Here is a 25,372-nt window from a genome sequence, read left to right on the forward strand (position 1 = left end):
ATGCCGGGGGCTGCTGAGACACGCGCAGGGCGGGCGGGAGACCGCGCGCGACGGCCCGCGGCGTGGGGAGATGACGCGCGGCGGGCAGCCGGCGGCGACGGTGCGCCGCCGGCGGCCGGCGGCGACCGCGGGCGGCGCTCCGGCCCCATCCTCGTCGCCCTGCGCGACCTCGGACTCGGCGACTTCCTCACCGGCATCCCCGCGCTGCGGGCGCTGGCGCGCGCCTTCCCGGAGCACCGGCGCGTGCTCGTCGCCCCGGCGGTGCTGGCGCCGCTGGTCGCCCTGTCGCGCACGGGCTTCGAGCTGTGGCCGGACCCGCCGCCGGGCGCCGACGTCGCGGTGAACCTCCATGGCCGCGGGCCGCAGAGCCACGTCCGGCTGCTCGCGGCGCGCCCGCGCCGGCTGATCGCGTTCGCGTGCGGGGACCACGCGGGGCCCGAGTGGCGCGCGGGCGAGCACGAGGTGCACCGGTGGTGCCGGCTGCTCGCCGAGAGCGGGATCGAGGCCGACCCCGGCGACCTCGACCTCGAGCTCCCCGTCACGCCGACGGGCGCGACCGTCATCCACCCAGGCGCCGCGAGCGAGGCGCGGCGCTGGCCGGCCGAGCGCTGGGCCGCGATCGCGCGGGTCGAGGCCGAGGCGGGGCACGACGTGGTCGTCACCGGCGACGCGCGCGAGCGCGAGCTGGCCGCGCGCATCGCCGACGGCGTCCCGCGCGCCACCGTGGTCGCCGGTCAGACGGACCTGTCCGGGCTCGCGGCGACGGTCGCGGGCGCGGGGCGGGTCCTGTGCGGCGATACCGGCGTCGGGCATCTCGCGACCGCCTTCCGCGTCCCCTCGGTCGTCCTCTTCGGCCCGACGCCGCCGGCGGAATGGGGCCCGCCGCCCGACCGCTCGCGCCACACCGCCCTATGGGCCGGCCGGCGCGGCGACCCGCACGCCGACGCGCCTGATCCGGGGCTGCTGGAGATCAGCGTCGACGACGTGCTCGCCGCGCTGTGTCGGCCGGGGCGGACGCGGAGACCGCGGGTTCCGGCGAACGTCAACGGCGGCAGGTGAGGGAAGCGCGGGGCCGGCCGCGCGGCCAACCGATCACCGTCTCGACGGGGTGCCCTACAAACCTTCGAACCATTCGAAGGTTCGTAGGGCACCCCCGGGACCGTCTGGGCGCAGGCGATCGATCGCGATCGGTGAGCGCCCCGCGGTGATCGGGCGCGATCGGAATCACGCCCTTACCGCGCAGTCGCGGCGATTCGCCGCGGGGCGTCGCGGCGATCGTCGGCCCGGCGGCGATGACAAGCGTGAAGCGGCGATCTCGACTTCAATGTCACGCCCCGCGAGCGAGGCGCACCGCTGGCCGACCGAGCGTTGGGCGCGATCGCGTGGGTCGAGCCCGGGGCGGGGCACGACGTGGTCGTCACCGGCGACGCGGGCGAGCGCGAGCTGGTCCGCGCATCGCCGACGGGCTCGCCGGGCAGACGGACCTGGCCGCAAGCCGGCGCCGCTGCTGAAGCGCAGCGTCGAGGACGTGCTGGCCGCGCTGTCGGCCGGGGCGCGCGCGGAGACCCGGGCTGCGGCGAAGCGAGGAGGCCAGCCGCTCGCCAAACGATCACCGTGCTCGACGGGGTGCCCTACAAACCTTCGAACTATTCGGGGCGGCGCCGCCCGGCGCGGCGGGCAGAGCGAGGGCCGCCCGCGTGACTGCTGGAGCCGCGCGGCGCGGCGATTGCGCGGTGCAAGCCGTCGTTGCCGCCACGGGATCGGCGAACGGCGGGCAGTAAGGAGGTGGGGACGGGTCGCGTCCCCGGCTCGCGAGGCCGCGTGATCGTTTTTTCGCGGGCCGCCGAGGGGTGCGTCACGTTTATCGATACATAGCTTGAGAAACGTGACGCACCCCCCACACGGCGCGAGCGAGCGTGATCGAACATGCGCGTTCACCCGGACTCAGTGACAGAACGTGGTCGATCATCGCGGCGCGGTCTGACCCTCGCGGAGATCGAGCGGGGCGGCCGCACACCGCGCGTCCGCGTCACCGCTCCGCGCGGACAGGCGGGCCCGGCGGAGACGGCGCGGTCGTCCTCCTGAGCGGCCGGAGGCAAGACAGCCGCCTCTCCTTAGTGCGCAGTTCCCAGCCCGGGGAGCCCCGGCGCGACGGTCTCGACGAATGGCCGGTTCAAGGTTCGTGGGGCACCCCCGGGACCCCCCAGGCGAGGACAATTGAATCGTTATCGATGAGGCGGAAATAGTGGTCGGACGCGATCGAACTCACGCCCTTACCGCGCAGTTGACGTTCGCCGGGGAGGCGCGGCGATTCGCGGGCGCGCGCGGCGTCGCGGGCATCGCGGCGCGGCGACCGCCGTGGCGTCGCGGCGATTCGCGGGCGCGCGGGGCGTCGCGGGCATCGCGGCGCGGCGAACGCGCGAACGCGCGGCGATTCACGGGACCGCCGCGGCGATCGCCGACCCGAGCCGCAAATCACCGCCCCCCGCGGCCGGGCCCCAACCGCGCGGATGCGGCGGGACGCCCGTGGGTACGCCCCCGGGGTGCCCGTCGTCGTCATCACCGGCGCCTCCAGCGGCATCGGCCGCGCCGCGGCGCAACTCTTCGCGCGACGGGGCGCGAGCGTGGTGCTGGCGGCGCGCGCCGCGGCTCCGCTGCGCGAGGCTGCGCGCGAGTGCGGCAACGCGCTCGCGGTTCCGACCGACGTGAGAGACGAGGCCGCCGTCGCGCGGCTGGCGGAGGAGGCGATCGCGCGCTTCGGGCGGATCGACACGTGGGTCAACAGCGCGGGCGTGATCGCGTACGGCCGCTTCGACGAGGTCCCGTCGGACGTCTTCCGCGCGGTGATCGAGACGAACCTGATGGGCCAGGTCCACGGCGCGCGCGCCGCGATCCCGCAGTTCCGCCGCCAGGGCAGCGGTGTGCTGGTCAACCTCTCCTCCGTGTGGGGGCGCGTCACCTCGCCCGACGTCAGCGCCTACGTGACGAGCAAGTTCGCCGTGCGGGCGTTCAGCGAGTGCCTGCGCCACGAGCTGCGCGACGAGCCGGGCATCGGCGTCGCGACGATCCTCCCCTCCCCCGTCGACACGCCGATCTTCCGCCAGGCCGCCAACTTCACCGGGCGCGCGACCCGCCCGATCCCGCCCGTGACCGATCCTTGGCGTGTCGCCGAGGGCATCGTGCAGTGCGCGCAGGACCCCAAGCGCGAGGTGACCTACGGACCCGCCGGGCGCCTGCTCGAGTACCTGCACAGCCTCGCGCCCGGCCTGTATCACCGCTTCGCGCCGGGCGCGTTCTCCGGCGGCAACTTCTGCGTCCGCCCAGCCGCCCCCACCGCCGGCAACGTGCTGGAGCCCGTGCCCGAGCTCGAGGGCGTCGACGGCGAGTGGCGCACCCGCCACCGCCGCACGCTCGCCCAGGCGCTGCTGGACGCGGCGGGCGGCGCGCTGCGCGGCCTCGCGGGACGCGAGCGATAGCTGCGCGCCGCCACGAGGTAGGACACCGCCGTGCCAGCGGTCACCATCGTCGTCGCTTCCCGCAACCGCCGGCCGCAGCTGCTCGAGAGCGTGCCGCGCCACCTCGCGCTGCCGGAGCGCCCGCCGGTGATCGTGGTCGACGACGCGTCGGCGGACGGGACGGCGGAGGCGCTGGCCGTGCTGCCGGTGCGGGTCATCCGCCTCCCCGCGAACCTCGGCGGCGCGGCGCGAAACGCCGGCGTGCGCGCCGCCGAGACCCCGTACGTCGCGTTCAGCGACGACGACGCGTGGTGGACGCCCGGCGCGCTCACGCGCGCCGCCGCGGTGCTCGACGCCCATCCCCGTCTCGCCGTCGTCCAGGCGCACGTGCTCGTCGGGGCGGACGAACGCGACGACGCGACCTGCGTCGCGATGGCGGCGTCGCCGCTGCCGGCGGCCGCCGGCCAGCCCGGTCACCCGATCCTCGGCTTCGTCGCGTGCGCCGCCGTCGTCCGCCGCAGCGCGTTCCTCGAGGTCGGAGGCTTCTCCGAGCGGCTGGCCGTCGGCGGCGAGGAGGAGCTGCTGGGCCTCGATCTCGCGGCCGCCGGCTGGCAGCTCTCCTACGTGCCGGAGATCATCGCCCACCACCATCCGCCGCCCGCGGCCGGCGGGCGCCCGAAGCGGCGCGAGATCATGCTGCGCAACGCGCTCTGGACGGCCTGGCTGCGCCGCCCGCTCGGCGCCGCCGCGCGCGCGTCGGCCGGCGCCATCGCCCGCGCCCCCGCGGACCCGACGACGCTTTGCGCGATCCGGGGCGCCCTCGCCGGCGCCGTCTGGGTGCTGCGCGAGCGCCGCGTCAACCCGCCGCACGTCGAGGCGATGCGCCGCCGGCTCGAAGACGCCTGACCCGCGCCGCCGGGACCTGGCCGCTAGACCTCGGCGCGCCGCGTCTCGATCTCGATGCCCCGCTCCAGCCGCCCGCCGGCGCGCCGCGCGACGCGCTCGATCACGCTCGTCCACATGTGCAGCTGCACCTCCTTGGCCATCCGCAGGCGGTCGTGCAGGACGTACGAGAGGCGGTCGCCGCCGCGCGCCCACGACTCGATCTCGAAGACCAGCGCGCCGTCCTCGTCGCGCCCCCGCCACTCGATCTGGCCCGCCTCGATGTGGCCGTCGAGCGTCACCAGCCGGAACGACGACGGCGTCGCCTCGACGACGCGGATCGGCCCGTTCCACGGGCCGGGCATGTGCACGACGTACTCGTCGCCCACGCGCACCTCGCCCTCGTCGCCCGCGATCTTGCGAAAGTGCGCGAGAGCGCCCGGCGCGACCCGGTTCGGATCGGTCTTGATCTGGTCGAAGAGCCCCTCCGCGGTCAGCTCCGCGCCCGAGATGCGCCCCCTGTAGCGGCGGCGGAACAGCGGCCCGCTTCCGTCCTCCGGCAGCTGCACGCCCTCGCGGGTGATCCCCTCCGCGACCGGCGGCGGGCCATCCTGCGGCCATGCGCCGTCGAGCTCGCGCCGGAACAGCGGCGTCGTCCGCCACATGTAGGCCCACGAGGTCATGGCGATGCCGAGCGGCCACCGCGCCGCGATCATGAGTCGGTTCACGCGTTCGGGCTACCCGGATTCGCGTGCGCGGACCGGCCCGCGGGTAGCCCGCTCCAGATGCGCCCTTCAACAGGGATCCACGCGGCGTCGATGGGCGCCGTGGTCCTGTGCATCGGCCTCTGGATCCGCGCCAAGACGCTCACGCAGGAGGAGCGCGGCAACGCCGAGCGCCGCGCCCTGTTCGTCGGTCTGTGGCCCGCGCAGCTGTGGCTGGCCGGCGACGCGGCCGAGCGGCGCGGCTACTAGCCGCGGCGCAGGTCGGCGATCAGCGCCGAGTGGTCGCTGAGGCCGCTGCGGCGCCATTCGTGCGCGTACTCCGCGGCCACCGGCTCGAATCCCCGCGCGAGGATGTGATCCAGGCGCCAGCCGCCGCGGTCCTGCGCGAACGTCCAGCTCGCCGACCGGTGGCCGTAGCCGTGCAGCGCGCGGTAGGCGTCGACCCAGCCGCGCTGCCGCAGCCCGAATACGAGCGCGCGCTCGGCCTCATTCCAGCGCTCGCCGCGCTCCTCGCGCAGCCGCCCCGCGGAGTCGTGGGCGAACGTCAGCACCTCGCCGTCGTCGAGCTCGCGCCGCGGCGTATTCAGGTCGCCGCACAGGATCGCCGGGCCTTCGGCGTCCGCCAGGTACGCCGCAAGCGCCTCGTGCGCGCGCACCTTGGCCAGCTCCGGCGCGGGCGAGATCGGCGAGTGGAAGTTGACGATCTCGACGTCGCCCGCCTCGCAGCAGAGCACGCGCTCCGGCCACGGCACGCCGTCCGGGAGCGGGAGCCGGCGCACCGGCTCGCGGGCCGCCACGAGCACGCCGAGCAGCCGCTTGCGCTGCACCCGCAGCCCGTCGAGCGCCAGCTCGCAGGCGGTGAAGCCGGCGTCCGCGAGCGCCGCACGCCACAGCGGCGCCGTCCTGGCCGTCACCTCCTGGAGCGCCACGACGTCGGCCGCCGTGCTCGCCAGCGCCGCGGCCTGCTGCGCCTGCTTGGTCACCCGCCCGGCGACGTTCCACGTGATCACCCGCACGGCAGGAACCATGCCCCAAGGCTGGAACTGACGAAACCGTGGCCGGTCTATTCGCGGAGGTGCCCGACAACGTGCGCGGGGAACGCGTCGGCCTCGCGGTGCGCCGGGCCTTCCTCACCCTCTTCGCGCTGTTCGCGCTGCTCGCGCTGCTCGGCCTCTTCGGCCAGCGCAGCTCGACCGCGACCGCGACCGGCCCCGCCGGCGCGCTGCGGCTCGACGCGCCCGGCGCCGTGCGCGGCGGACTCTTCTTCGAGGCGCGTGTGGATGTCACAGCGACGAAGCCGGTCCAGCATCCACGGCTCGTGCTCGACGAGGGCTGGCTCGAAGGGATGCAGGTCAACTCGATCGAGCCGGCGCCCGAGAGCGAGGCGAGCCGCGACGGCCGCCTCGTGCTCAGCTACGGGCAGCTCAACCCCGGCGACCGCCTGCGCGTCTACCTGCAGTTCGAGGTCAACCCGACGAACAACGGCCGCCGCCCGGCCGGCATCGAGCTCGACGACGCCGAGACGCGCATCGCCCGGATCGACCGCGACATCACGGTGATGTTCTGATGGATCTCGTCCTGCGCACGATCTTCGTCTTCTTCCTGATCCTGCTGGTGACGCGTGTGGTGGGCCGGCGCGAGCTGAGCTCGATGGAGCCGTTCGACCTGATCCTGCTCGTGGTGATCGGCGACCTCGTCCAGCAGGGCGTGACCCAGAGCGACTACTCGCTCACGGGCACCACGACGGTGATCGTGACGATGGCCTCGCTGGTCGTCTTCACCGCCTACCTCAGCTTCCGGTTCAAGCGCCTGCGCCCGCTGCTGGAGGGCGAGCCGACGCTGCTCGTGTCCGAGGGCCGGCTGCTGGAGCGCAACCTGCACCGCCAGCGGATGAGCGTCGAGGAGCTGCGTGCGGAGGCGCGGCAGCAGTCGATCGGCTCCTTCGACGACATCCGCTACGCCGTGCTCGAGACCAACGGCAAGGTCAGCTTCGTCACCAAGGGCTGAGCGGGTAGCCCCCGGCCATGAGCTCGGTCATCGACCACATCGCGATCGCCGTCTCCGACCTGGAGCGCAGCCGCCACTTCTACTCGGTCGCGCTCGCGCCGCTCGGGTTCGAGGAGCGCGGGCCGTGGAGCGACGAGAAGCGCGAGATCGCGTTCGGCGGCGACGGCGCGGACGACTTCGCGATCTCAGACCGCTACCGCACCGGCGGCACCGTCCACGTCGCGTTCCGCGCCGCCTCGCCCGACGCGGTCGACGCCTTCCACGCCGCCGCGCTGGCCGCCGGCGGCGAGGACAACGGCGCGCCCGGGTTCCGCCCGGAGTACGCGCGCGACTACTACGGGGCGTTCGCGCTGGACCCTGACGGCAACAACGTCGAGGCCGTCTGGCACGCGCCTACGGAGCGGTGACCGCGAGCGACCTTGGTGTCGCGCAGCTCCAGGTGGATCGCGACCATGCCCGGATCGTCGAGCGCGCGGCCGGGTAGGCCGGGCGCGTGATCCACCCGAACGGAGACGCCCATGGCTGAATCGACCCCGCAGGACCCGAACGAGCGCCCGCGCGAGGACCGCGGGGAGCCCGGCGCGGAGGGCGGCGAGTCCGACGCGACGCGCAAGCCCCCGCCGGTACCCGCCGAGGATGACTCGCCCGTCGGCGACACCGACCAGCACAGCGACTCGGATGCCTAGTTGACGACCGTGCTGATGACGCCCGGCATGGCGGCCGAGCACGTCACGCTCACGGCAAGAGCCCGAAGCTCGGCTAGCTGCCGCGACGGCTACGCCGCGAGCGCGTCGAGGTGCGCGGCGATCGCGATCGCCGCGCGCTCCTGCGCCGCGTAGAGCTCGCGCAGGTGCGCCGGCGACCCCGCGTCGCCCTCGCTGACGAGGCCGCGGACCTCGTCCTCGAGCGCCGCGCCGCCCACGTCGCCCGCCAGCCGGACGAGCATGCCGGCGCGCACGCGCGCGCCGTCGGCGAACGCGGCCAGGACGGTCTCCGGCGCGAGCGGCGCGCGGCCGAACACGCGCCCGTGCAGCACCGCCGAGTTGGTGCGGTGTGCCTGGACCTGGGCGCCATGCGCCTCCTCGGGCGACATCCCGGCGGCGCCGGCCAGGTGGTCGATCGCCTGCGTGATGCCGGTCGCGTCCACCGGCAGGGACGCCCGTAGCGCCGGCGAGACCGCCTCCAGCAGCGCGCGGTGCTCGGCTCGGGCGCCCGCGAGGATCGCCTCGACCTCCTGGCGATGCGTCATGCCCTCAACAGTACGCCGGCGCTCACGGTGAGCTCCATCGGCCTCCATCGGCGTGCAGCGAGAGCGCCGCCTCGATGTGGGAGAGATGCGTGAACGCCTGCGGGAAGTTGCCGAGCGCCTCGCCGGTCGCGGCATCGGCCTCCTCGGAGAAGAGGCCGAGGTCGGTCGCCGTCTGCAGCGCGCGGTCGAACGTCTCCTGCGCCTCCTCGGCGCGCCCCTGGCCGGCGAGCACCTGGGCGAGCCAGAACGTGCACGGGATGAACGCGCCCTCGCGCGGCATCCCGTCGTCGGCGTCGTAGCGGCGCAGCAGCCCGTCCTCCCCGAGCGCCTCGCGCAGCACGCCCACGGTCGAGACCATCCGCTCGTCGTCGCACGCGATGAAGCCGTACGCCGGCAGGCGGAGCACCGCGGCGTCGAGATCGCCCGAGCCGAACGCCTGCACGAACGTGCCGCGTCCGGCGTCGTACCCCTTGGACAGGACGGCGTCGCGGACCTCGTCGCGCGCGGCCTTCCAGCGCCGCAGCGGCGCCCTGCGCAGCGAGCGCTCGGCGAGCGCGATCCCCCGGTCCAGCGCGACCCAGCACATCGCCTTGGAATGGACGAAGTGACGCGGCGCTCCGCGCCACTCCCAGATGCCGCAGTCGGGCTCCTGCCAGCGCTCGGCCGCGGCGTCGACGAGGTCGAGCAGGAAGCGCCAGTAGTCGTCGTCGGGCGAGTGGCCGAGCTCGAACCAATTCCAGCTCTGCTGCAGCAGGTGCCCGTACGCGTCGAGCTGCAGCTGATCAGCGGCCGCGTTGCCGACCCGCACCGGCCGTGCCCCGTGCCAGCCCTTCAACGGCAGCTCCTGCTCGTTCAGCCGCCGCTCGCCGCCGATGCCGTAGAAGACGCGCAGGTCCGCGGCCGTGCCGGCGGCCGAGCGCTCGACGAAGCGGCGGAACGCGTCGGCCTCGTCGTCGTGGCCGAGCTCGGTGAGGCAGTGGGTGGCGAGCACGGCGTCGCGGATCCACGAGTAGCGGTAGTCCCAGGTGCGCCGCTCGCCGCCCTGGAGCGTCTCGGGCAGCGAGGTCGTCGCGGCCGCCACCATGGCGCCGGTCGGCTCGTAGGTGAGCGCCTTCAGGACGATCGCCGAGCGGCGCACGTCCTCGCGCGTGTCCTTGGCCCACTCGCGCCAGCGCCGGACGGTGTCCTCGAGCGCCGCGTCCAGCCGCTCGGCGCCGGGCGGCCCGTGGTGGCGCTCGAGCTCGTCGGGGCGCCGGAACGCGATCAGGACCCGTACGCGCTCGCCCTCGCGCACCATCGCCTCGGCGACGAGGTCGCCGTCGTCGGGCTCGAAGCCGGGGTCGCACGCGCACAAAAGCCCGTCGTCGCCGCCGATCGCCGCGTACACGCCGCGCCCCTGGTGGCGCAGCCACGGCCGCACCTCGCCGTAGTCGAAGCGCGCGGCGACGCGAAAGCGCACCGTCACCGTCCCGCGCACCCCCTCGACGATGCGCAGCAGCGCGCGGTGCTCGCGCGCCGGATCGAGCGGATCCTCGAACGGCATCGCGTCCAGCAGCCGCGCCTCGCCGCCCCCGCCGCGCAGCGTGCTCTCGAGCACGAGCGTGTCCTGGAGATAGCGACGGTCGGAGAGCCCGCCGCCCTCGACCTCGATCGTGCACGCCCCGCCGTCGGGGTCGAGCACGCGGGCGAACAGCGCGCCGTCGTCGAAGCGGGGCATGCAGCACCACTCGATGGCGCCGTCGCGCGCCACCAGCGCGGCCCCGTGACAGTCGGCGAGCAGCGCGTAGTCGGAGATCTCCACAGCGCCCTCTTACCCGCTTGGTCCGGCATGTGACGGCTCTCATCGAGTGTCACGGCGGCGGGGTACTCGGGACACATGGCACAGCCGACGGTCGGACAGTTCATCCTCGAGCGCCTCGCCGCATGGGGCGTCAAGCGCGTCTACGGGTACCCGGGCGATGGCATCAACGGCATCCTCGGCGCCTTCCACGAGGTCGGCGATCGCGTCCGCTTCGTCCAGACCCGCCACGAGGAGCTCGCCTCGTTCGCGGCCTGCGCGCACGCGAAGTTCACCGGCGAGGCCGGTGTCTGCCTGGCGACCTCCGGGCCGGGCGCGATCCACCTCCTCAACGGGCTCTACGACGCCAAGCTCGACCACCAGCCGGTCGTCGCGATCATCGGCCAGCAGGCGCGCGTCTCGCTCGGGGCCAGCTACCAGCAGGAGGTCGACCTCGACGCGCTCTACAAGGACGTCGCGGGCGAGTTCGTGCAGACGCTGATGGTGCCCTCGCAGGCCGCGCACCTCGTCGACCGCGCGCTGCGCGTGGCGCTGGCGAGCCGCACGGTGACGGCGATCATCGTCCCCAACGACGTCCAGGAGGAGCCCTACGAGGAGCCCCCGCGCGCACACGGCTCGGTCTTCTCGTCGCCCGGATACGACCGCCCCCGCGTCGTGCCGGCCCATGACGCGCTGCAGCGCGCCGCCGAGGTGCTCAACGCCGGCGAGCGGGTCGCGATGCTGATCGGCCAGGGCGCCAAGGACGCCGAGCGCGAGGTGATGGAGACCGCCGAGGTGCTCGGCGCCGGCGTCGCCAAGGCGCTCAACGGCCGCGCGGTCCTGCCGGACACGCTCCCGTACGTGACCGGCTCGATCGGGCTGCTGGGCACCAAGCCCTCCTACGACATGATGGAAGGCTGCGACACGCTGCTGATGGTCGGCACGAGCTTCCCGTACTCGGAGTGGCTGCCCAAGCCCGGCCAGGCACGCGCCGTCCAGATCGACATCGACGCCCGCATGGTCGGCATCCGCTACCCGACCGACGTCGACCTCGTCGGCGATGCCGCCGAGACGCTGCGCGCGCTGCTCGGGCTGCTCGAGCGCAAGCAGGACCGGTCGTGGCGCGAGGAGATCGAGGCCGGCGTCGCGCGCTGGTGGGAGATCCTCGACGAGCGCGCGCACCAGTCGGCCGATCCCATCAACCCGCAGCTCGTCTTCCAGGAGCTCTCGCCGCGGCTGCCCGACCGGGTGATCCTCACGGCCGACTCCGGCTCGGGGACGAACTGGTGGGCTCGTCACCTCAAGCTGCGCGACGGCATGCAGGCCGCGCTCTCGGGCACGCTGGCGACGATGTGCCCGGCGATCCCCTACGCGCTCGCCGCCAAGTTCGCCTACCCGGACCGCCCCGTGATCGCCGCGATCGGCGACGGCGCGATGCAGATGAGCGGGATCAACGCGCTGATCGACATCGCCCGCTACCACGGCGAGTGGGCCGACCAGCGGCTCGTGGTCTGCGTGCTCCACAACGACGACCTCAACCAGGTCACGTGGGAGCAGCGCGTGATGTCGGGCGATCCGAAGCTCGACGCGTCGCAGGTCCTGCCGGACTTCCCCTACGCCGACTACGCCCGGCTGCTCGGGCTGCACGCCGTCCGCGTCGAGCGGCCGGAGGAGCTCGGCGCGGCCTGGGACGAGTGCCTCGCCGCCGGGCGCCCCGCGGTGCTCGAGGCGATCACCGACCCGGAGGTCCCGCCGCTGCCGCCGCACATCCGCTTCGAGCAGGCGACCGGGATGGCGCATGCCCTGGCGGGCCGCGATCCCAGCGCGCGCGAGATGATCACCCAGTCGGTCAAGGGCAAGCTGACCGAGTTCGTCAACCGATGAAGACCCTGCGCGACTTCCGCCGCGGCCGGATGCAGCGCCTGCTGTCGGCCGCCACCGCGGCGAGCGCGCTGCCGCTCGGGTTCGAGATCTTCGTCAACCACTACGGCGGCTCGTTCGGCAACAAGTGGATGTGGACGCCGGTCGTGCTGAGTCCCGCCCTGTCGGCCGCCGGCGTGGCCGGCGTGGTGTCGGAGCGGGCCGCGAAGACCGTCCTGCCCGCGCTCTCGGCCGTCTTCTTCCTCGACGGCGCCGCGGGCGTCTTCTTCCACCTGCGCGGTGCCGCGCGCAAGCCGGGCGGCTTCAAAGAGGCGACGTACAACCTCGTGATGGGACCGCCGGCGCTCGCGCCGGGTGCGCTGACGATGGTCGGCGGGATCGGGCTGGCGGCGTCGCTGGCACGGCGGGAGCGCTGATGTTCCGCGACGCGGGGCATCTCCCCAAGCTGCGCGACACGCCGCCCGACCCGACGCAGCTGCCGCGCCAGCGCCGCGGCAGGACGCCGCAGATGCACGGGCGCTACCCGGACTACGACGTGCTCGAGAACGCCCGCCACTGGGACGAGACGACGCGCGAGGTCGTGCTCGCCCGCGTGAACGAGGTGCCGCCGGTCCGCTTCTTCGCGCCCGAGGAGGCGGAGGTGCTCCGGCTCTTCCTCGACGTCGCGCTCGCGCAGGATGCCGAGCCGCGCATCCCCGTGCTCGAGATGGTCGACGCGCGCCTCTTCACCGGCGAGACCGACGGCTACCGCTACGACGACATGCCCGAGGACGGCGAGACGTGGCGGCGGCTGGCGCGGCAGCTGCGCGCCGACGGCTTCGATCGCCTCGCCGACCGCGAGGAGTATGTGCGCGCGCTGCACGACGGCGAGCACGCGTGGGAGGGCCTCAACGCCGAGCGCGCGTGGTCGGTCGTGATGCGCTACGCCCTCTCGGCCTTCTACTCGCACCCGTGGGCCTGGAACGAGATCGGCTTCGGCGGTCCCGCCTATCCGCGCGGCTACATGCGCATGGGCGTCGGCGACCATCGCGGACGCGAGCCGCACGAGGGCGCGGAGGCCTTCGAACGCGACCCCGTGCAGGACTCGTGAAGGGCTCGCGGCCGCCGCGCGACAACCGCTCCGCGTTCCTGCTCGACGTCCACCGGCGCGGCATCCCCGGCGCCGCGCGCATGCGCCGCTACGAGGATGGCGACGAGGTGGACCTCGTGATCGTCGGCGCGGGGGCCGGCGGCGGGACGCTGGCGCAGCGGCTCGCGCGCAAGGGCTGGCGGATCGTGATCCTCGAGTCCGGGCCGTTCTGGGACCCCGACCGCGACTGGGTCTCCGACGAGGCGGGCCAGCACAAGCTGTACTGGACCGCGCCGCGCGTGATCGGCGGCGGCGACCCCGTCGAGCTCGGCAAGAACAACTCCGGCCACGGCGTCGGCGGGTCGATGATCCACTACGCCGGCTACGCGCCGCGCTTCCATCCCTCCGACTTCGAGACGAACAACCGCGACGGCGTGGGCGCCGACTGGCCGGTCTCCTACGAGGAGCTGCGGCCGCACTACGAGCGCGTCGAGCGCGAGCTGCCGGTCGCCGGGCAGGACTGGCCGTGGGGCGATCCGCACGCCTACCCCCACGCGGCGCACCCGATCTCCGGCGCCGCCGAGCAGGCGCGGCGCGGCGCCCTTGCCGCCGGCGTCGACATGCGGATCGGGCCGGTGGCGATCCCGAACGGCACATTCGGCAACCGCCCGCACTGCATCTACCGGGGCTTCTGCCTGCAGGCCTGCAAGGTCAACGCGAAGGCGTCGCCGTTCGTCACCCACCTGCCCGACGCGATCGAGCACGGCGTCGAGGTGCGGGCCGACTCGCACGCCGTGCGGATCGGGTTCGCGGGCGGCCGCTGCACGGGCGTGACGTACGTGCGCGACGGCCGCGAGCGCTTCCAGCGCGCCGCCGCGGTGTGCGTGTCCGGCTATTCGATCGAGTCGCCGCGGCTGCTGCTGAACTCCGATGGCCTCGCCAACGCCGCCGACCAGGTCGGGCGCTACCTGATGGTGCAGGGCGCGACGCAGGTCGCCGCGCGCTTCCCCGACGCGCTGCGCCAGTACAAGGGACCGCCGCCGGAGATCAGCTCCGAGCAGTTCTACGAGACCGACGAGTCGCGTGGGTTCGCGCGCGGCTTCTCGATCCAGACGGTCGGCCCGCTGCCGATCGACTGGGCCCAGCACGTGCTCGCCGACGGCCACTGGGGCCACGCCCTGCGCGAGTACATGCGCGACTACAACCACTGGACGACGCTCGGTCTGCTGTGCGAGCTGCTGCCGCTGGCGGAGAACCGCGTGACCCTGGCGGAGGAGAAGGACGCCCACGGCATGCCGGTCGCCCGCTTCGACTACACGCAGTGCGACAACGACCGCGCGAACATCGCCTACGGCACGAAGGTGCTCGAGCGCATCTGGGAGGCCGCCGGCGCCCAGGACACGCTCACGATCGGCCGCTACGCCCACCTCGTCGGCGGCTGCCGCATGGGCTTCTCTCCCGAGGACAGCGTCGTCGACCGCGATCACCGCGCGTGGGGCATCCCGAACCTGTTCGTGTGCGACGGGAGCGTGATGCCGACGCAGGGCGCGGCGAATCCCGCCCTGACGATCATGGCGCTCGCCTCGCGGCTCGCGGAGCGGCTCAGCGCCGGGCGATGACGCCGGCGGCCAGCGCGGCCGACGCGGCGGTCACGGCCGCGAGGGGGCGCTTGTGCAGCGTCAGCCAGGTCTGGGGGCTGCGCGCCTTCGCCTGGCCGTCGAAGATGCCGTGCGGTCCGGGATCGCCGGGCGGCGGCCCGAAGAGGTTGTCGGGTCGTGTGGAGGGATCGATCTCGCGGTCGGTCTCCTGGGCCTGCTCGTTCGTGCGGCCGAGGTAGCGGTCCATCAGCCCGGACGCCACCTTCTCGCCCACGATCGTGTACATCGTGGGCAAGCCGACCCAGATCTCGCGCCGCGGATGCGCGGCGGCGTGGGCGATCGCGCGCGCGGCGATCTCCGGCTGGTAGATCGGCGGCACGGGCTGTGGGTGCTTGCGCAGCCGCGTGCGGACCCAGTCGAACTGCGGCGTGTTGAGACCGGGAAGCTGGACGAGCGCGACCTGCACGTGCGAGCCGTGGTGGATCAGCTCGGCGCGCAGCGAGTCGAGGAAGCCCTTGATCGCATGCTTGGCGCCGCAGTACGTCGCCTGGAGTGGGATCCCGCGCCGTGACAGCGCCGAGCCGACCTGCACGATCACGCCGCGGTCGCGCGGGAGCATCCGGCGCAGCGCCGCCTGGGTGCCGTGAACGGACCCGAGGTAGGTCACCTGCGTCACGCGCAGGAACTCCTCCGGCGTGGTGTCCATCACCTCCGCGAGCACCGCGGTCATGGCGACGTTGATCCATACATCGATCGGCCCGAGCTCGGCTTCGATGCGCTCGGCGGCGCGCTCGACCTGCTCGGCGTCCGCGACGTCCGCGCGAGCGACGCACGCCCGCCGTCCGTGGCCGCGGACCTCCTCGGCGGCCGCCGCGAGGCGGTCCTCGCCGCGGGCGATCAACCCGACGTCGGCGCCCTGGCGCGCCAGCTCGCGCACCGTCGCCCGTCCCACACCGGCCGAGGCGCCGGTGACCACCACGACCTTCCCCGTGAGCTTGCCCATCCCGCCGTCATACCCGCGATCGTCCGCGTCATCCGCCGATCGGGCGAAGCGAGGGCTGCGTGCGGTCGGCGAGGTCAGTCGCCGCGCGCCGGCGCGAGGCGCGCGACGGCGGCGCCGGCCTCGCGCCGGGAGGAGACGTTGAGCTTGGAGAGCACCGAGGAGACGTGGTGGTCGACGGTCTTGGGGGCGATCACGAGGGCGCGGGCGATCTCGGTGTTGGTCGCGCCTTCGACGATCAGCTCGAGCACCTCGGTCTCGCGCGGGGTGAGCCCGGCCGGGGCGGCGCGGGACGCTCCGCGCGGGCCGCGCGGAATCCTCCGCACGCCGGCGGCGCGGAGGCGGCGGCGCAGGTGCGCGGCCGAGCGGACGGCGCCGAGCCGGTCGAAGACGGCGAGCGCCTCCAGCCGCGCGGGCTCGCCGGCGGCGTCGGAGAGCGCGTCGGCGCGCTCGTACGGGAAGCCGATCCGCGCCCAGGCGGTCGCGGCGCCGAGGTGGTCGCCGGCGGCGGCGCGGGCGTACGGCTCGGGGTCGTCGGCGTGGACCGGCACGTGCTCCCCGGCGCGCCGCATCCAGTGGGCCAGCTCCGCCCGCGGCCAGGGGTCGGCGCGCGAGACGGCGAGCTCGTAGGCCTCGCCCACGAGCGCGGCGACGGCCGTGACGTCGCCGTCCAGCCAGGCGTGCTCGGCACGCGCCGCCGCCACCGGCCCGAGCCGTTGCAGCTCCTGCGTCTTGACCGCCACGCGCCATGCCTCCTCGAGCGTCTCCCCCGCCTCGGGATCGCCCCGGCGCGCCTGCAGGCGGCCGAGCACGATCAGCGCGGGACAGAGGCTCACGCCCTGGTGCTCGCCGAGCGCGAGCGAGGCACGCGCGTCGGCCTCGGCGGCGTCCCACCGGCCGAGCAGCAGACGCAGGTTCGCGCGCACCCCGAGCATGTACTGCTCGTAGCCGTCCAGCTCGCGCTCGCGGGCGAAGCGAAGCGCGCGCTCGACGTCGCCCGCGCCGCGCGGATCCTCGCGCCGGCGGATCAGCGTCGCGGTGGCGAGGTTGACGAGCGCGCGCGCGGCGTGGTCCTCGGCGCCGCGCGCGGCCGCGAGCGCGTGCGCCTCCTCGAGCAGCGCCCGGCCGCGCTCGTTCTCCGCGCCGCCGACGAGCACGGTGCCGACGTTCGTCAGCGCGTGCGCGACGGTCTCGTCGTCGCCGAGGCGCCGCGCGAGCTCGACGGCGCGCGTGCCGAGCGCGACCGCCTCCTCCCCGCGCTCGGCGAGCATCGCCAGCTGCGAGCGCGCGCTCAGCGCCATCGAGAGCTCGTGGCTGTCGGGGAACGCCTCCAGCAGCGCGATCGCGCGGTCGAGCGCCGCCTCGGCCTCCGCGCCGCGGCCCGACCACCACAGCAGGCGCGAGATCCAGCGCAGGCCGTCGCCGGCGCGCAGCGTGTCGCCGGCGGCCTCATGCAGCTCGAGCAGCGCGCTCCGGGCCTCGAGGGCGCGGTCCATGCGGCCGCACAGATACGCCTCATAGGCCACGCCCTCGAGCGCCTCGGCGCCCGCGCCGGCGTCGAGCGCGGCGTCCCAGTGCTCGAGCGCCTGCCGGTGCCCGCGGGCGGCGCTCGCCGCTCGCGCCGCGGCCGGCGCCAGCCGGCGGATCGCCGCGGCGTCTCCCGCCCGCCGCGCGTGATGCACGAGCCGCGCGGGATCGGCGCCGCCGCGCGCCTCCAGCGCCTCCAGCACGAACCGGTCGAGCCGCCGGCGGCGGACCGGCGAGATCGACTCCTCGACGGCGCGCCGCGCCAGGTCGTGCCGGAACGCGAGCGCGTCGCCGTCGAGGCTCAGCAGTCCAGCGGCGATGCACTCGTCGATCGCCGCGGCGTCCTCGTCGGCGAGCCAGAGCTCGGCGGGGCCCGGCACGACCGCGGCCAGCTCGACGACCGCGCGCGCCGCCGGCCCGATCCCCGAGAGCCGCGCGGCCAGCGCGTCGCGGACGCTCGCCGGCACCGTCTCCCCCGCCGGCGCGGCAAGCGCCTCGGTGACGAAGAACGGGTTGCCGCCTGACACCGCGTGCAGGTCGTCGGCCGTGCGCCCGGCGCGCCGCGCGAGCAGCGCGACGGCCTCCGCGGACAGCGCCGGCGGCTCGATCCGCCGCACGCAGTCGCGCGGCAGCGCCCCGAGCACGCGCCGCACCTCGGGCCGGTCGCTCAGCGCGTCGCTGCGGCACGTCAGCACCAGGCAGCCGGGCGAGCGAACGAGCCGGCGGCCGAGCAGCGCCACCTCGAGCCCAGCGTAACCGGACGCGGTACTCGCGTGGGGCGTGTTCCCGCTGCACCCAGCGGCCCGCGAGTGGCTCCCCGGCCGCGCCGACGTCGCGCGAGCCCCGTGACGGTCGAGCACATCGAGGATCGCGGTGCGGTAGGCTGAACGTTGCTTGCAGCTCGTGTCACTGCTGACCACTCGCGTCCGAGCACCTGTAAGCACGTTGACCCACTTCAAGAATTGGAGGATGACTCGATGAGTCAGCCCGAACGCCTGCCCGATCACTCCCGGCAGGATGGAGCCACATCGCGCGGACGTGGATCGGCCACGACCGCCGAGGGGATCGCCGGAGAGCGAGCCCTGCTTGCCGCCCGCCTGCGCGGCCACAAGACCGAGCGGGTGACGCGCGCCGCGCGGCGACTCGAGGACGCTGCGCGCGCCGACGCACGCGCCGGCTAACGGTCGGCCCACGCGGCGAACGAGGCGGTGCACCCGAACAGCGAGCCGCCCGGAACCGCGGACCGCCGCGTGCTCCACCTCTCAGCGACCCCCCGACGCGCGCCGCGCCCGTCCCTGAACGGGTGATATCGTTTGACGTGTCCGGGGAGACCAGCTTTCCCCGCTCGCTGACGCAAAGCCGGATGCCGTACGCGCACCGCGCCAGCGCCCTTTTGTATATGCGGCCACTGCTCGGCCCAGCCGAGCGGCGAGGTGGCGCACGGAGCGCCACTGGAAAGGGACGCATCATGCCCCGAGCCGATTCCGCCACGCTGAACGTCCAGCCGCGCCAGCGACGAGACGTGTACGAAGGCCTTGCGAAGCTGCCCGCGGGCCGCTCGGTGAAGGACCTGCTGGGCGACTTCGAGATGCCCGAGAGCGAGCTCCGGGAGACCCTGCGCAAACTCGATCAAGCCGGTCTGGTGCGACGTGTGAAGGGGACCTGGTGGGCGATCCCGCTCGAGCCGACGAACGGGGATCCGAGAGCCGAAGCGGTCGCCTGATCCGGGGCGCGGACATGCCGAGCGAGCCACCGCACGACGCGCCCGTTCCCGAACCGGTGCGCGTCAATCAAGACCCGGACCGAGGCCGCGGCTCAGCTGGGGCCGCGACCGATCCGTCCGAGGAGCGCGAGGCGCGGCGGAGGGCGCGCGAGGATCGCCGCGGGCCGCGCGCGGAGCGCCCGGAGGAGAGGACTTCCTCTCATCGCAGGCGGCTGCCGCTCGAGGCGCCGCTGATGCGGGGTGTGGTCAGCGCCGGGATCGTCGGGATCGCGGTGTTCATCGCCGCGATCATGGGCTCACAAGGCGCCCAGGCGTGGCTGATCGGCTTGGTGGTGTCGGTCACGTCGCTCCTTCTGGCCGCGGTAGCGCGGCTCTCGCGACGGGCGTGATCTCGAGCGGCGGTCCACGCCGACGCGGGCGGAGTCCCAGCAGCCGGTGCTCCCGGCGGCCGGCACGAGCGCGATCGCGGGCGCTGTGGCCGGCGATCGTCGGCAGGGCTTAGGACGCTTGCGCACCGCGCGCGACGATCGTCGCCGGGTGGTGTCCGACGGCAGGTGGCCGTCCTTCGTTGTCCCAGCCGTCCAGCTCGGGTCCCGAGGAACCCGTGCGGAGAAGCGTGGGAGCGCTGGTGTAGCGTTGCCGGGAGCGGAACACTCACGCGCGCTCGACGTCGATGCGCCGCCGGCGCTCCGCGTCGTTGCGCGCGATCGTCTCGCGGATCTGGGCCGAGATCCGCGCGGAGAGGTCCGGAGGTCTGTTGTACGCCAGGCCGCGCGGCCGTGCGCGCAGGGATCGCAGGCCCACGAGCTCGGACAGGTCGCCGACGATTTCGAGCGGCCCCCCGCAACCGGGGCAGAGGTCATCGAGATGATCTGCCGGGGGCCCATCACGCCATACGCGCGCCCTGCAGGCCAGGCATTTGGAATGCGCCATGGTCACGTCTCCTTCGGCGCGGTCGCCGCACCCGCACGGGTCGTCGGCGCGCGGTGGCGGCGCTCGGCATGGTCGTGCCTGCGCGCTCGAACTTCTTGCACATGGGTGGCACTCTCGCGCAGGGACCGGCGCGTGCCGGCGGCGCGGGGCTTGGGCGCCCAGGCCTGGCCGCACTTCCAGCAGCGGTCGGTCTGGCCCGCCATCGGTGCCTGGCAGCCGTGGCACAGGCCCGGCTCGTGGCGGTTGCGCATGATGCTCATCTCCAGCTTTGGAGGGGGCGGTCTTCGCGTCAGCTCGCCCCGCGCGTTCGGGATCGTCGGCAGCGCCGACTCGACGGGATCCATGCGGACCCCCTTTCAGGCGAGCGCGGGAGAACCGGTTCCGAGGCTTCAGACTGGTGCGCGTCCGCACCGGTCACGTTAGCGGACAGGGCGATCGGCTCTGCGCCGAGAGCTCGTACGCAGCGACCGTCCTGACACCGCACCGCCGAACCAGGAGAATCACCGATGGTGCCCGTGTACGTGTACCGGCGCGAGGACGGCTCGACCTTCGAGCTCCAGCAGCGCATGACCGAGGACAGCCTGGTCAGATGTCCGACGACGGGTCAGCGGGTCGAGCGTGTCCTGCAGCCGTTCGCTCCGCGTTTCAAGGGCACGGGGTTCTACTCGACCGACCACCGCAAGCCTAAGCCAGAGGAGCAGCCGAAGCGCGCGGGCGGGGAATGACGGCGGGTGTATCGTGAATTGAGTCGTCATGCCGTGGCTCGTCGACAGCGACGTGGAAGCCGCGTACGGGTTCGCCCGCTCGATCGGGGCGCCCCGTACGGAGGAGGAGTTGGCGTGCCGCGTGCTGCAGGCGCTCGCCGAGCTCGTTCCCGCAGACGTCCTGACGTGGGATCGCGTCGAGCTCGCCACCGGCGCAGTCCGGCACACGGCGCTCCCGGAAGGAGCGGAGCCCGACGGAGCGTTCGAGGCCGTCGTCGGGGACGCGGCCGGTCACCCGCTCCTCGCGGCGCACGCGGCGGGTCGCCGCCCGGCCCTGCGGCTGTCGGACGTCGTGGAGCGCGGCGTCCTCACCCATGACGAGCTCTATGGCGAATTCCTGCACGCGTCCGGAGTGGAGTACGAGATCGCGATCGGCGTTCGGACCGGGCGCGGCGAGGCGGTCGTCGCCGGACTCGGGCGCAGCGAGCGCGCGTTCTCCGAGCGCGACCGCGATGTGCTCGACATTGTCCGCGCGAGGCTCGAGGGCGCGCTGCGGACCACGGAGGCGCGCAGGCGTCTCGCTCGCGCGCTCGCCGGCGAGCCGCGGCCCGACACGGCGGTGGTCGTGCTCGATCGCGACGGCGAGATCCAGCTCTCGAGTCCTGGTGCGGCGCGCTGGCTGATCGAGCACTTCGGCGTGGGCGAGCATCCCGGCTGGCTGCCGGCAGCGGTGGCCGAGTGGCTCGCGCTGCCGCCGCGCCCGCCGCTGGTGAGCGAGCGCGAAGGCCGGCGCCTCACGGTCCGGTTGCTGCCCGGCGATCCGCACGTCCTGCTGCTCGAGGAGACGGTGGCGTGCTTCCGCATGGACGTGCTCGGGCGTCTCGGGCTGACCGCGCGCGAGAGCGAGGTCCTGAGCGCGGCCGCCGCTGTCGCCGACGAAGCAGAGCTCGCGTGCGAGCTGTTCCTGAGCCTTCACGCGGTACGCGAGCGGCTCGCGCGCCTCGAGGCCAAGCTGGGCGTGCAGACGGCGCGCGACGCCGTCGCCCTGGCGCTCCGCGAGAGCGTCTGACGGCCGAATCCCCCGGCCGGCCGGGGTTGTATGGAACCGCGATCGCCGCCTCAGAGCCCTCGCCGATCTCCGCGCCGCGCCGCCGTGAAGACCCACCGGAGGAAGCCGAGCCGCCCCTGGTCACGCGGCCTGCGCGGCCAAGGAGTACAGTTGATCGTAGCTGGCCCTGTGGCCAACATTTCCAGCCTGAGAGCGGGACTACGCCGACTCGCGAACGACGCGCCAAGGCAACGCACCCTCAGGCGATGGGATCGACTGCGGGGCCAGTCCCGCGCTCGCTCTACCTGCGCGCGGCGAACGCCGCCTGGCAGCCCTCACAACAGAAGTACACGCGCCCGTCGCCCTCGCCCAGGGACGGCGTCGACTCGCTCACGACGACCTCCATCCCGCACACGGGATCGACGGCGGTCACGGGGGCCGCCGGCGCGTGCGCCGTGCGCTCGGCGACGATCTCCGCGAGGATCGAGATCGCGATCTCGGCCGGCCCGCGCGCCCCGATGTCCAGACCCGCCGGGGTGTGGACCTGGGCGCGCAGCGCGTCCGGCACGTCGAGCGAGGCGACCACCGCGGCGCCTCGCCGCGGCGACGCGACCAGGCCGACGTAGCCGACGCCGGCGTGCAGGGCGCGTGCGAGCAGCGGCTCCTCGCCCTCGCCGTGCGAGGCGACGACCAGCGCGGCGTCGGACGCGTCGGGCTCGGCGCCGCGCGCGACGTCGTAGCCCGCGGTCGCCGCGAGCTCGGCCACCGCGCGCGCGATCGGCGTGTCGCCCGCGACGACCACGCGCGCCGCCACCGGCTGCGGCTCGAGGAAGATCTCCAGCGACCCGCCGCTCAGGCACGGGTTGTGTGCGACGACGACGCCCTCCGCCGTCGCGGGCTCGTCCGCGGGCGCCGCGCCGGGGATCAGCCGCAGCAGGAGCGCCTCGCCGGTCTCAAGCGCCCGCGCCGCGTGCAGGCGGACCGAGGACTGCGCGCAGACGCCGCCGACGAAGCCCTCGATCGTCCCGTCGGCCAGCACGAGGGCGGAGTCCCCGGGCCGCACCGACGTCGGCTTCGCGGCGCGGACGACGGTCGCGATCACGAACGGCACGCGGCCGCCCCGCAGCCGCTCCATCTCCTTCACGAGCTCACCCTTGATCATCGCGCTCCTTGCATCGCCTCCCACACGCGCGACGGCGTGCAGGGCATGTCCACGTGCCGGACACCGAACGGCTCCAGCGCGTCGCAGATCGCGTTCACGATCGCCGGCGGCGAGCCGACGGTGGCCGACTCGCCGATCCCCTTGGCCCCGATCGGGTGATGCGGGGACGGCGTGACGGTCTCGCCCGTCTCCCAGTCCGGGACCTCGACGGCGGTGGGGATCAGGTAGTCCATCAAGGAGGCGCTGAGGCAGTTGCCGTCCTCGTCGAAGGCGATCTGCTCCATCAGTGCCATGCCGACGCCGTCGGTCAGCCCGCCGTGGATCTGCCCCTCGACGATCATCGGGTTGATGCGCACGCCGCAGTCGTCGACCGCGACGAAGCGCCGGACCTTCACGTGCGCCGTCCCGGGGTCGACGTCGACCACGCACACGTACGCGCCGAACGGGAACGTCAGGTTCGGCGGGTCGTAGACCGCCTCGGCGTCGAGCCCGGCCTCGACGCCCTCGGGCAGCTCGATCGGCCCGCGCGCGGCCAGCGCGATCTCGCGGATCGAGGCGCCCTGCTCGGGATCGCCCTTGACCGCCCAGCGTCCGCGCACCCACTCGAGGTCCTCGGGCGCGACCTCGAGCATCGCGCCGGCGACGATCCGCGCGCGGTCGCGCACCTTGCGCGCGACCAGCGCCGCGGCGGCCCCGCTCACCGGCGTCGAGCGGCTGCCGTAGGTGCCGAGCCCGTACGGCGTCGTGTCCGTGTCGCCGTGCACGACGTCGACGTCCTCCGGCGGGATGCCCAGCTCCTCGGAGACGATCTGCGCGAACGTCGTCTCGTGCCCCTGGCCCTGCGTCTGCACGCTGATCGCCAGCTGCGCGGTGCCGGAGGGGGAGATGCGGATCGCGGCGCCGTCGTTCATCCCCAGTCCCATCATGTCCATGTGCCGGCGCGGGCCGGCGCCGACCGCCTCGGTGAAGAACGACACCCCGATCCCCATCAGCTCGCCCCGCGCCCGCTTGGACGCCTGCTCGCGCCGCAGCTCCTCGTAGCCCGCGAGCCCCAGCGCCTTGCGCAGGGCGCGCTCGTAGTCGCCGGAGTCGTACACCCAGCCGGTCCGGCTCTCGTACGGGAACTGCTCCGGCCGCAGGAGGTTCTTCAGCCGCAGCTCGACCGGGTCCATGCCCAGCTCGCGCGCGAGGCAGTCCACGACGCGCTCGACGAGGTAGACCGCCTCGGCGATCCGGAACGAGCACGCGTACGCGACCCCTCCCGGCGCCTTGTTCGTATACACGCCGGTGACGCGGCAGTGCGCGGCGGCGACGTCGTATGAGCCGGTGAAGACGCTGAAGAAGCCGGCCGGGTAGCGGCTCGGCTGCGCGGTCGCGTTGAACGCGCCGTGGTCGGCGATCACGTCGACCGCCACGGCGAGCAGCCTGCCCTCGCGCGACGCCGCGATCCGCCCGCGCATCGCGTAGTCGCGCGCGAATCCGGTCGACATCAGGTTCTCGGAGCGGTCCTCGACCCACTTGACGGGCTTGCCGGTGAGCATCGAGCCGACCATCGCGCAGACGTAGCCGGGGTAGATCGGGACCTTGTTGCCGAAGCCGCCGCCGACGTCGGGCGAGATGACCCGGATGCGGTGCTCCGGCAGGCCCGTGATGAGCGAGTACAGCGTGCGGTGCGCGTGCGGCGCCTGCGTCGTGCACCAGATCGTCAGCCTCTCGCCGACGCGATCGAAGTCGGCGACCGCCCCGCACGTCTCCATCGGCGCGGGATGCGAGCGCGGAAACAGCATGTCCTGCTCGACCACGACGTCGGCCGCGGCGAACGCCGCCTCGGTCGCCGCCGCGTCGCCGGCCTCCCAGTCGAAGACGTGGTTGTCGATCCGCCCGGCCTGGTCGTCGCGGATCACCGGCGCGTCGGGATCGAGCGCGCGGCGCGAGTCGACGACGGCCGGCAGCACGTCGTACTCGACGTCGATCAGCTCGCGGGCATCGCGCGCCGAGTAGCGGTCGTCGGCGATCACGAACGCGACCTCCTGCCCCTGGAAGCGGACCTTGTCGGTCGCCAGCACGGCCTGGACGTCGGCCGACAGCGTCGGCATCCACGCCATCCCGCGCTCCGCGAGGTCCGCGCCGGTGATCACGGCGTGCACCTTCGGATGCTGCAGCGCCGCGGAGACGTCGATCGAGAGGATGCGCGCGTGGGCGACCGGCGCGCGCAGCACCGCACCATGGAGCATCCGCGGCAACTGGACGTCGTCGACGTAGCGCCCCTGCCCGCGGATGAAGCGCGCGTCCTCCTTGCGCTTCATGCGCCCGAACCCCATCACGGCTCGTCCTTCAGATCGCCGGCGGACGAGCCCTCCGGGGCCGGTGAAGTCGCATGGGCGAGCGTCGGCCCCTTCCAGTCGACGACCGCGACGTTGATCGTGCGGCAGCGCCCGCACTTCACGCGCACGCGCTTGGTCATCTGCTCGAGGTCCATCGCGTGCGCGAGCACGTTGCCGCACTCGACGCAGACGTAGTCGTACCGGCCGTTGCCGCGGAACACCGGGCGGTCGGGGTCCTCCTGGAGCGCGGTGGCGCCGTCGGGCGGCACCTCGCCCTCCTGGATCCGCCGCATGACCATCCGCTCCAC

27 protein-coding genes are annotated in these 25,372 nt (G+C 74.1%); 16 read left to right on the forward strand and 11 right to left on the reverse strand.

What is annotated here, in order from left to right:
- The 3 genes from H958_RS38540 to H958_RS0118640 all read left to right on the forward strand — a co-directional run bounded on the left by H958_RS38540 (position 1) and on the right by H958_RS0118640 (position 4,361).
- Complete coding sequence (locus H958_RS38540) at positions 1 to 1,059, forward strand: glycosyltransferase family 9 protein (RefSeq protein WP_081686042.1); 1,059 nt, start codon at positions 1 to 3, stop codon at positions 1,057 to 1,059.
- 1,484 nt (positions 1,060 to 2,543) lie between these two features.
- Positions 2,544 to 3,476 (forward strand): SDR family NAD(P)-dependent oxidoreductase, encoded by a 933-nt coding sequence (locus H958_RS38545; RefSeq protein WP_196807430.1) that lies wholly within the window; start codon positions 2,544 to 2,546, stop codon positions 3,474 to 3,476.
- Between the two features lie 30 nt (positions 3,477 to 3,506).
- On the forward strand, positions 3,507 to 4,361 hold the full coding sequence (locus H958_RS0118640) for a glycosyltransferase family 2 protein (RefSeq protein ID WP_028059770.1): 855 nt from the start codon (positions 3,507 to 3,509) through the stop codon (positions 4,359 to 4,361).
- A gap of 23 nt (positions 4,362 to 4,384) precedes the next feature.
- On the opposite strand, the gene H958_RS0118645 is transcribed toward H958_RS0118640, so the two are convergent.
- The gene (locus tag H958_RS0118645; RefSeq protein ID WP_028059771.1) at positions 4,385 to 5,065 is read right to left on the reverse strand and encodes a DUF1990 family protein; all 681 of its coding nucleotides are present in this window, start codon (positions 5,063 to 5,065) and stop codon (positions 4,385 to 4,387) included.
- A gap of 57 nt (positions 5,066 to 5,122) precedes the next feature.
- On the opposite strand from H958_RS0118645, the gene H958_RS0118650 reads away from it, so the two are divergent.
- On the forward strand, positions 5,123 to 5,311 hold the full coding sequence (locus H958_RS0118650; protein WP_028059772.1) for a hypothetical protein: 189 nt from the start codon (positions 5,123 to 5,125) through the stop codon (positions 5,309 to 5,311).
- On the opposite strand, the gene H958_RS0118655 is transcribed toward H958_RS0118650, so the two are convergent.
- A complete protein-coding gene (locus H958_RS0118655) occupies positions 5,308 to 6,078 on the reverse strand; it encodes an endonuclease/exonuclease/phosphatase family protein (protein ID WP_028059773.1) in 771 nt (256 codons plus the stop codon). The genes H958_RS0118650 and H958_RS0118655 overlap by 4 nt on opposite strands.
- A 38-nt stretch (positions 6,079 to 6,116) precedes the next feature.
- Here H958_RS0118655 and H958_RS0118660 point away from each other — a divergent pair, with 38 nt between their 5' ends.
- The 4 genes from H958_RS0118660 to H958_RS46420 all read left to right on the forward strand — a co-directional run bounded on the left by H958_RS0118660 (position 6,117) and on the right by H958_RS46420 (position 7,755).
- A complete protein-coding gene (locus H958_RS0118660; protein ID WP_156028057.1) occupies positions 6,117 to 6,629 on the forward strand; it encodes a hypothetical protein in 513 nt (170 codons plus the stop codon).
- A complete protein-coding gene (locus tag H958_RS0118665) occupies positions 6,629 to 7,069 on the forward strand; it encodes a DUF421 domain-containing protein (protein WP_028059775.1) in 441 nt (146 codons plus the stop codon). Before H958_RS0118660 ends, H958_RS0118665 begins: the two co-directional genes overlap by 1 nt.
- Positions 7,070 to 7,086: 17 nt before the next feature.
- Positions 7,087 to 7,476 carry a VOC family protein gene (locus H958_RS0118670; protein WP_028059776.1) on the forward strand — a complete coding sequence of 130 codons (390 nt, stop codon included), beginning with the start codon at positions 7,087 to 7,089 and terminating at the stop codon, positions 7,474 to 7,476.
- Between the two features lie 111 nt (positions 7,477 to 7,587).
- Entirely contained in the window at positions 7,588 to 7,755 is a 168-nt protein-coding gene (locus tag H958_RS46420) for a hypothetical protein (RefSeq protein WP_156028058.1), read from the forward strand.
- A gap of 89 nt (positions 7,756 to 7,844) precedes the next feature.
- Here the strand turns inward: H958_RS46420 and H958_RS0118685 are convergent, their stop codons facing one another.
- Together H958_RS0118685 and H958_RS0118690 are read right to left on the reverse strand one after the other, a co-directional pair.
- Complete coding sequence (locus tag H958_RS0118685; RefSeq protein ID WP_028059777.1) at positions 7,845 to 8,318, reverse strand: hypothetical protein; 474 nt, start codon at positions 8,316 to 8,318, stop codon at positions 7,845 to 7,847.
- A 22-nt stretch (positions 8,319 to 8,340) separates the two neighbouring features.
- Positions 8,341 to 10,119: a glycoside hydrolase family 15 protein gene (locus H958_RS0118690; protein ID WP_028059778.1), complete on the reverse strand. Its 1,779-nt coding sequence runs from the start codon at positions 10,117 to 10,119 to the stop codon at positions 8,341 to 8,343.
- Between the two features lie 75 nt (positions 10,120 to 10,194).
- Between H958_RS0118690 and H958_RS0118695 the strand changes: the two genes are divergently transcribed.
- The 4 genes from H958_RS0118695 to H958_RS0118710 all read left to right on the forward strand — a co-directional run bounded on the left by H958_RS0118695 (position 10,195) and on the right by H958_RS0118710 (position 14,664).
- Complete coding sequence (locus H958_RS0118695) at positions 10,195 to 11,979, forward strand: thiamine pyrophosphate-requiring protein (RefSeq protein WP_028059779.1); 1,785 nt, start codon at positions 10,195 to 10,197, stop codon at positions 11,977 to 11,979.
- Positions 11,976 to 12,392, forward strand: a complete 417-nt coding sequence (locus H958_RS0118700; RefSeq protein WP_028059780.1) for a hypothetical protein — start codon at positions 11,976 to 11,978, stop codon at positions 12,390 to 12,392. The genes H958_RS0118695 and H958_RS0118700 overlap by 4 nt, the downstream gene beginning before the upstream one ends.
- On the forward strand, positions 12,392 to 13,066 hold the full coding sequence (locus H958_RS0118705; RefSeq protein ID WP_037410723.1) for a gluconate 2-dehydrogenase subunit 3 family protein: 675 nt from the start codon (positions 12,392 to 12,394) through the stop codon (positions 13,064 to 13,066). Before H958_RS0118700 ends, H958_RS0118705 begins: the two co-directional genes overlap by 1 nt.
- 80 nt (positions 13,067 to 13,146) lie before the next feature.
- Positions 13,147 to 14,664, forward strand: coding sequence for a GMC family oxidoreductase (locus tag H958_RS0118710; protein WP_081686067.1), 1,518 nt, complete (start codon positions 13,147 to 13,149; stop codon positions 14,662 to 14,664).
- On the opposite strand, the gene H958_RS0118715 is transcribed toward H958_RS0118710, so the two are convergent.
- Positions 14,648 to 15,646 (reverse strand): SDR family oxidoreductase, encoded by a 999-nt coding sequence (locus H958_RS0118715; RefSeq protein WP_028059783.1) that lies wholly within the window; start codon positions 15,644 to 15,646, stop codon positions 14,648 to 14,650. The two genes, H958_RS0118710 and H958_RS0118715, sit on opposite strands and share 17 nt — an antisense overlap.
- Before the next feature lie 74 nt (positions 15,647 to 15,720).
- Positions 15,721 to 17,910: a LuxR C-terminal-related transcriptional regulator gene (locus H958_RS48320; protein ID WP_051324496.1), complete on the reverse strand. Its 2,190-nt coding sequence runs from the start codon at positions 17,908 to 17,910 to the stop codon at positions 15,721 to 15,723.
- A gap of 578 nt (positions 17,911 to 18,488) precedes the next feature.
- Between H958_RS48320 and H958_RS46425 the strand changes: the two genes are divergently transcribed.
- Positions 18,489 to 18,893 (forward strand): helix-turn-helix domain-containing protein, encoded by a 405-nt coding sequence (locus H958_RS46425; protein WP_156028059.1) that lies wholly within the window; start codon positions 18,489 to 18,491, stop codon positions 18,891 to 18,893.
- 233 nt (positions 18,894 to 19,126) lie between these two features.
- A complete protein-coding gene (locus H958_RS46430) occupies positions 19,127 to 19,282 on the forward strand; it encodes a hypothetical protein (protein WP_156028060.1) in 156 nt (51 codons plus the stop codon).
- Between the two features lie 265 nt (positions 19,283 to 19,547).
- On the opposite strand, the gene H958_RS46435 is transcribed toward H958_RS46430, so the two are convergent.
- Entirely contained in the window at positions 19,548 to 19,832 is a 285-nt protein-coding gene (locus tag H958_RS46435; RefSeq protein WP_156028061.1) for a hypothetical protein, read from the reverse strand.
- The gene (locus tag H958_RS0118745) at positions 19,829 to 20,170 is read right to left on the reverse strand and encodes a hypothetical protein (protein WP_028059786.1); all 342 of its coding nucleotides are present in this window, start codon (positions 20,168 to 20,170) and stop codon (positions 19,829 to 19,831) included. The genes H958_RS46435 and H958_RS0118745 overlap by 4 nt, the downstream gene beginning before the upstream one ends.
- Before the next feature lie 165 nt (positions 20,171 to 20,335).
- Here H958_RS0118745 and H958_RS38560 point away from each other — a divergent pair, with 165 nt between their 5' ends.
- Both H958_RS38560 and H958_RS43630 read left to right on the forward strand, forming a co-directional pair.
- The gene (locus H958_RS38560; protein WP_037410810.1) at positions 20,336 to 20,551 is read left to right on the forward strand and encodes an FmdB family zinc ribbon protein; all 216 of its coding nucleotides are present in this window, start codon (positions 20,336 to 20,338) and stop codon (positions 20,549 to 20,551) included.
- 28 nt (positions 20,552 to 20,579) lie between these two features.
- The gene (locus H958_RS43630; protein ID WP_051324498.1) at positions 20,580 to 21,599 is read left to right on the forward strand and encodes a helix-turn-helix domain-containing protein; all 1,020 of its coding nucleotides are present in this window, start codon (positions 20,580 to 20,582) and stop codon (positions 21,597 to 21,599) included.
- A 280-nt stretch (positions 21,600 to 21,879) separates the two neighbouring features.
- On the opposite strand, the gene H958_RS0118760 is transcribed toward H958_RS43630, so the two are convergent.
- From H958_RS0118760 to H958_RS0118770, 3 genes are read right to left on the reverse strand one after another with little or no spacing between them, the layout of a single operon-like run.
- Positions 21,880 to 22,740, reverse strand: a complete 861-nt coding sequence (locus H958_RS0118760) for an XdhC family protein (protein ID WP_051324499.1) — start codon at positions 22,738 to 22,740, stop codon at positions 21,880 to 21,882.
- Positions 22,737 to 25,061, reverse strand: a complete 2,325-nt coding sequence (locus H958_RS0118765; RefSeq protein WP_037410727.1) for an aerobic carbon-monoxide dehydrogenase large subunit — start codon at positions 25,059 to 25,061, stop codon at positions 22,737 to 22,739. Before H958_RS0118765 ends, H958_RS0118760 begins: the two co-directional genes overlap by 4 nt.
- Positions 25,061 to 25,372 carry a hypothetical protein gene (locus H958_RS0118770; protein WP_037410732.1) on the reverse strand — a complete coding sequence of 104 codons (312 nt, stop codon included), beginning with the start codon at positions 25,370 to 25,372 and terminating at the stop codon, positions 25,061 to 25,063. Before H958_RS0118770 ends, H958_RS0118765 begins: the two co-directional genes overlap by 1 nt.

Source organism: Candidatus Solirubrobacter pratensis, assembly GCF_000425945.1.
In the GTDB taxonomy this organism is placed as follows: domain Bacteria; phylum Actinomycetota; class Thermoleophilia; order Solirubrobacterales; family Solirubrobacteraceae; genus Solirubrobacter; species Solirubrobacter pratensis.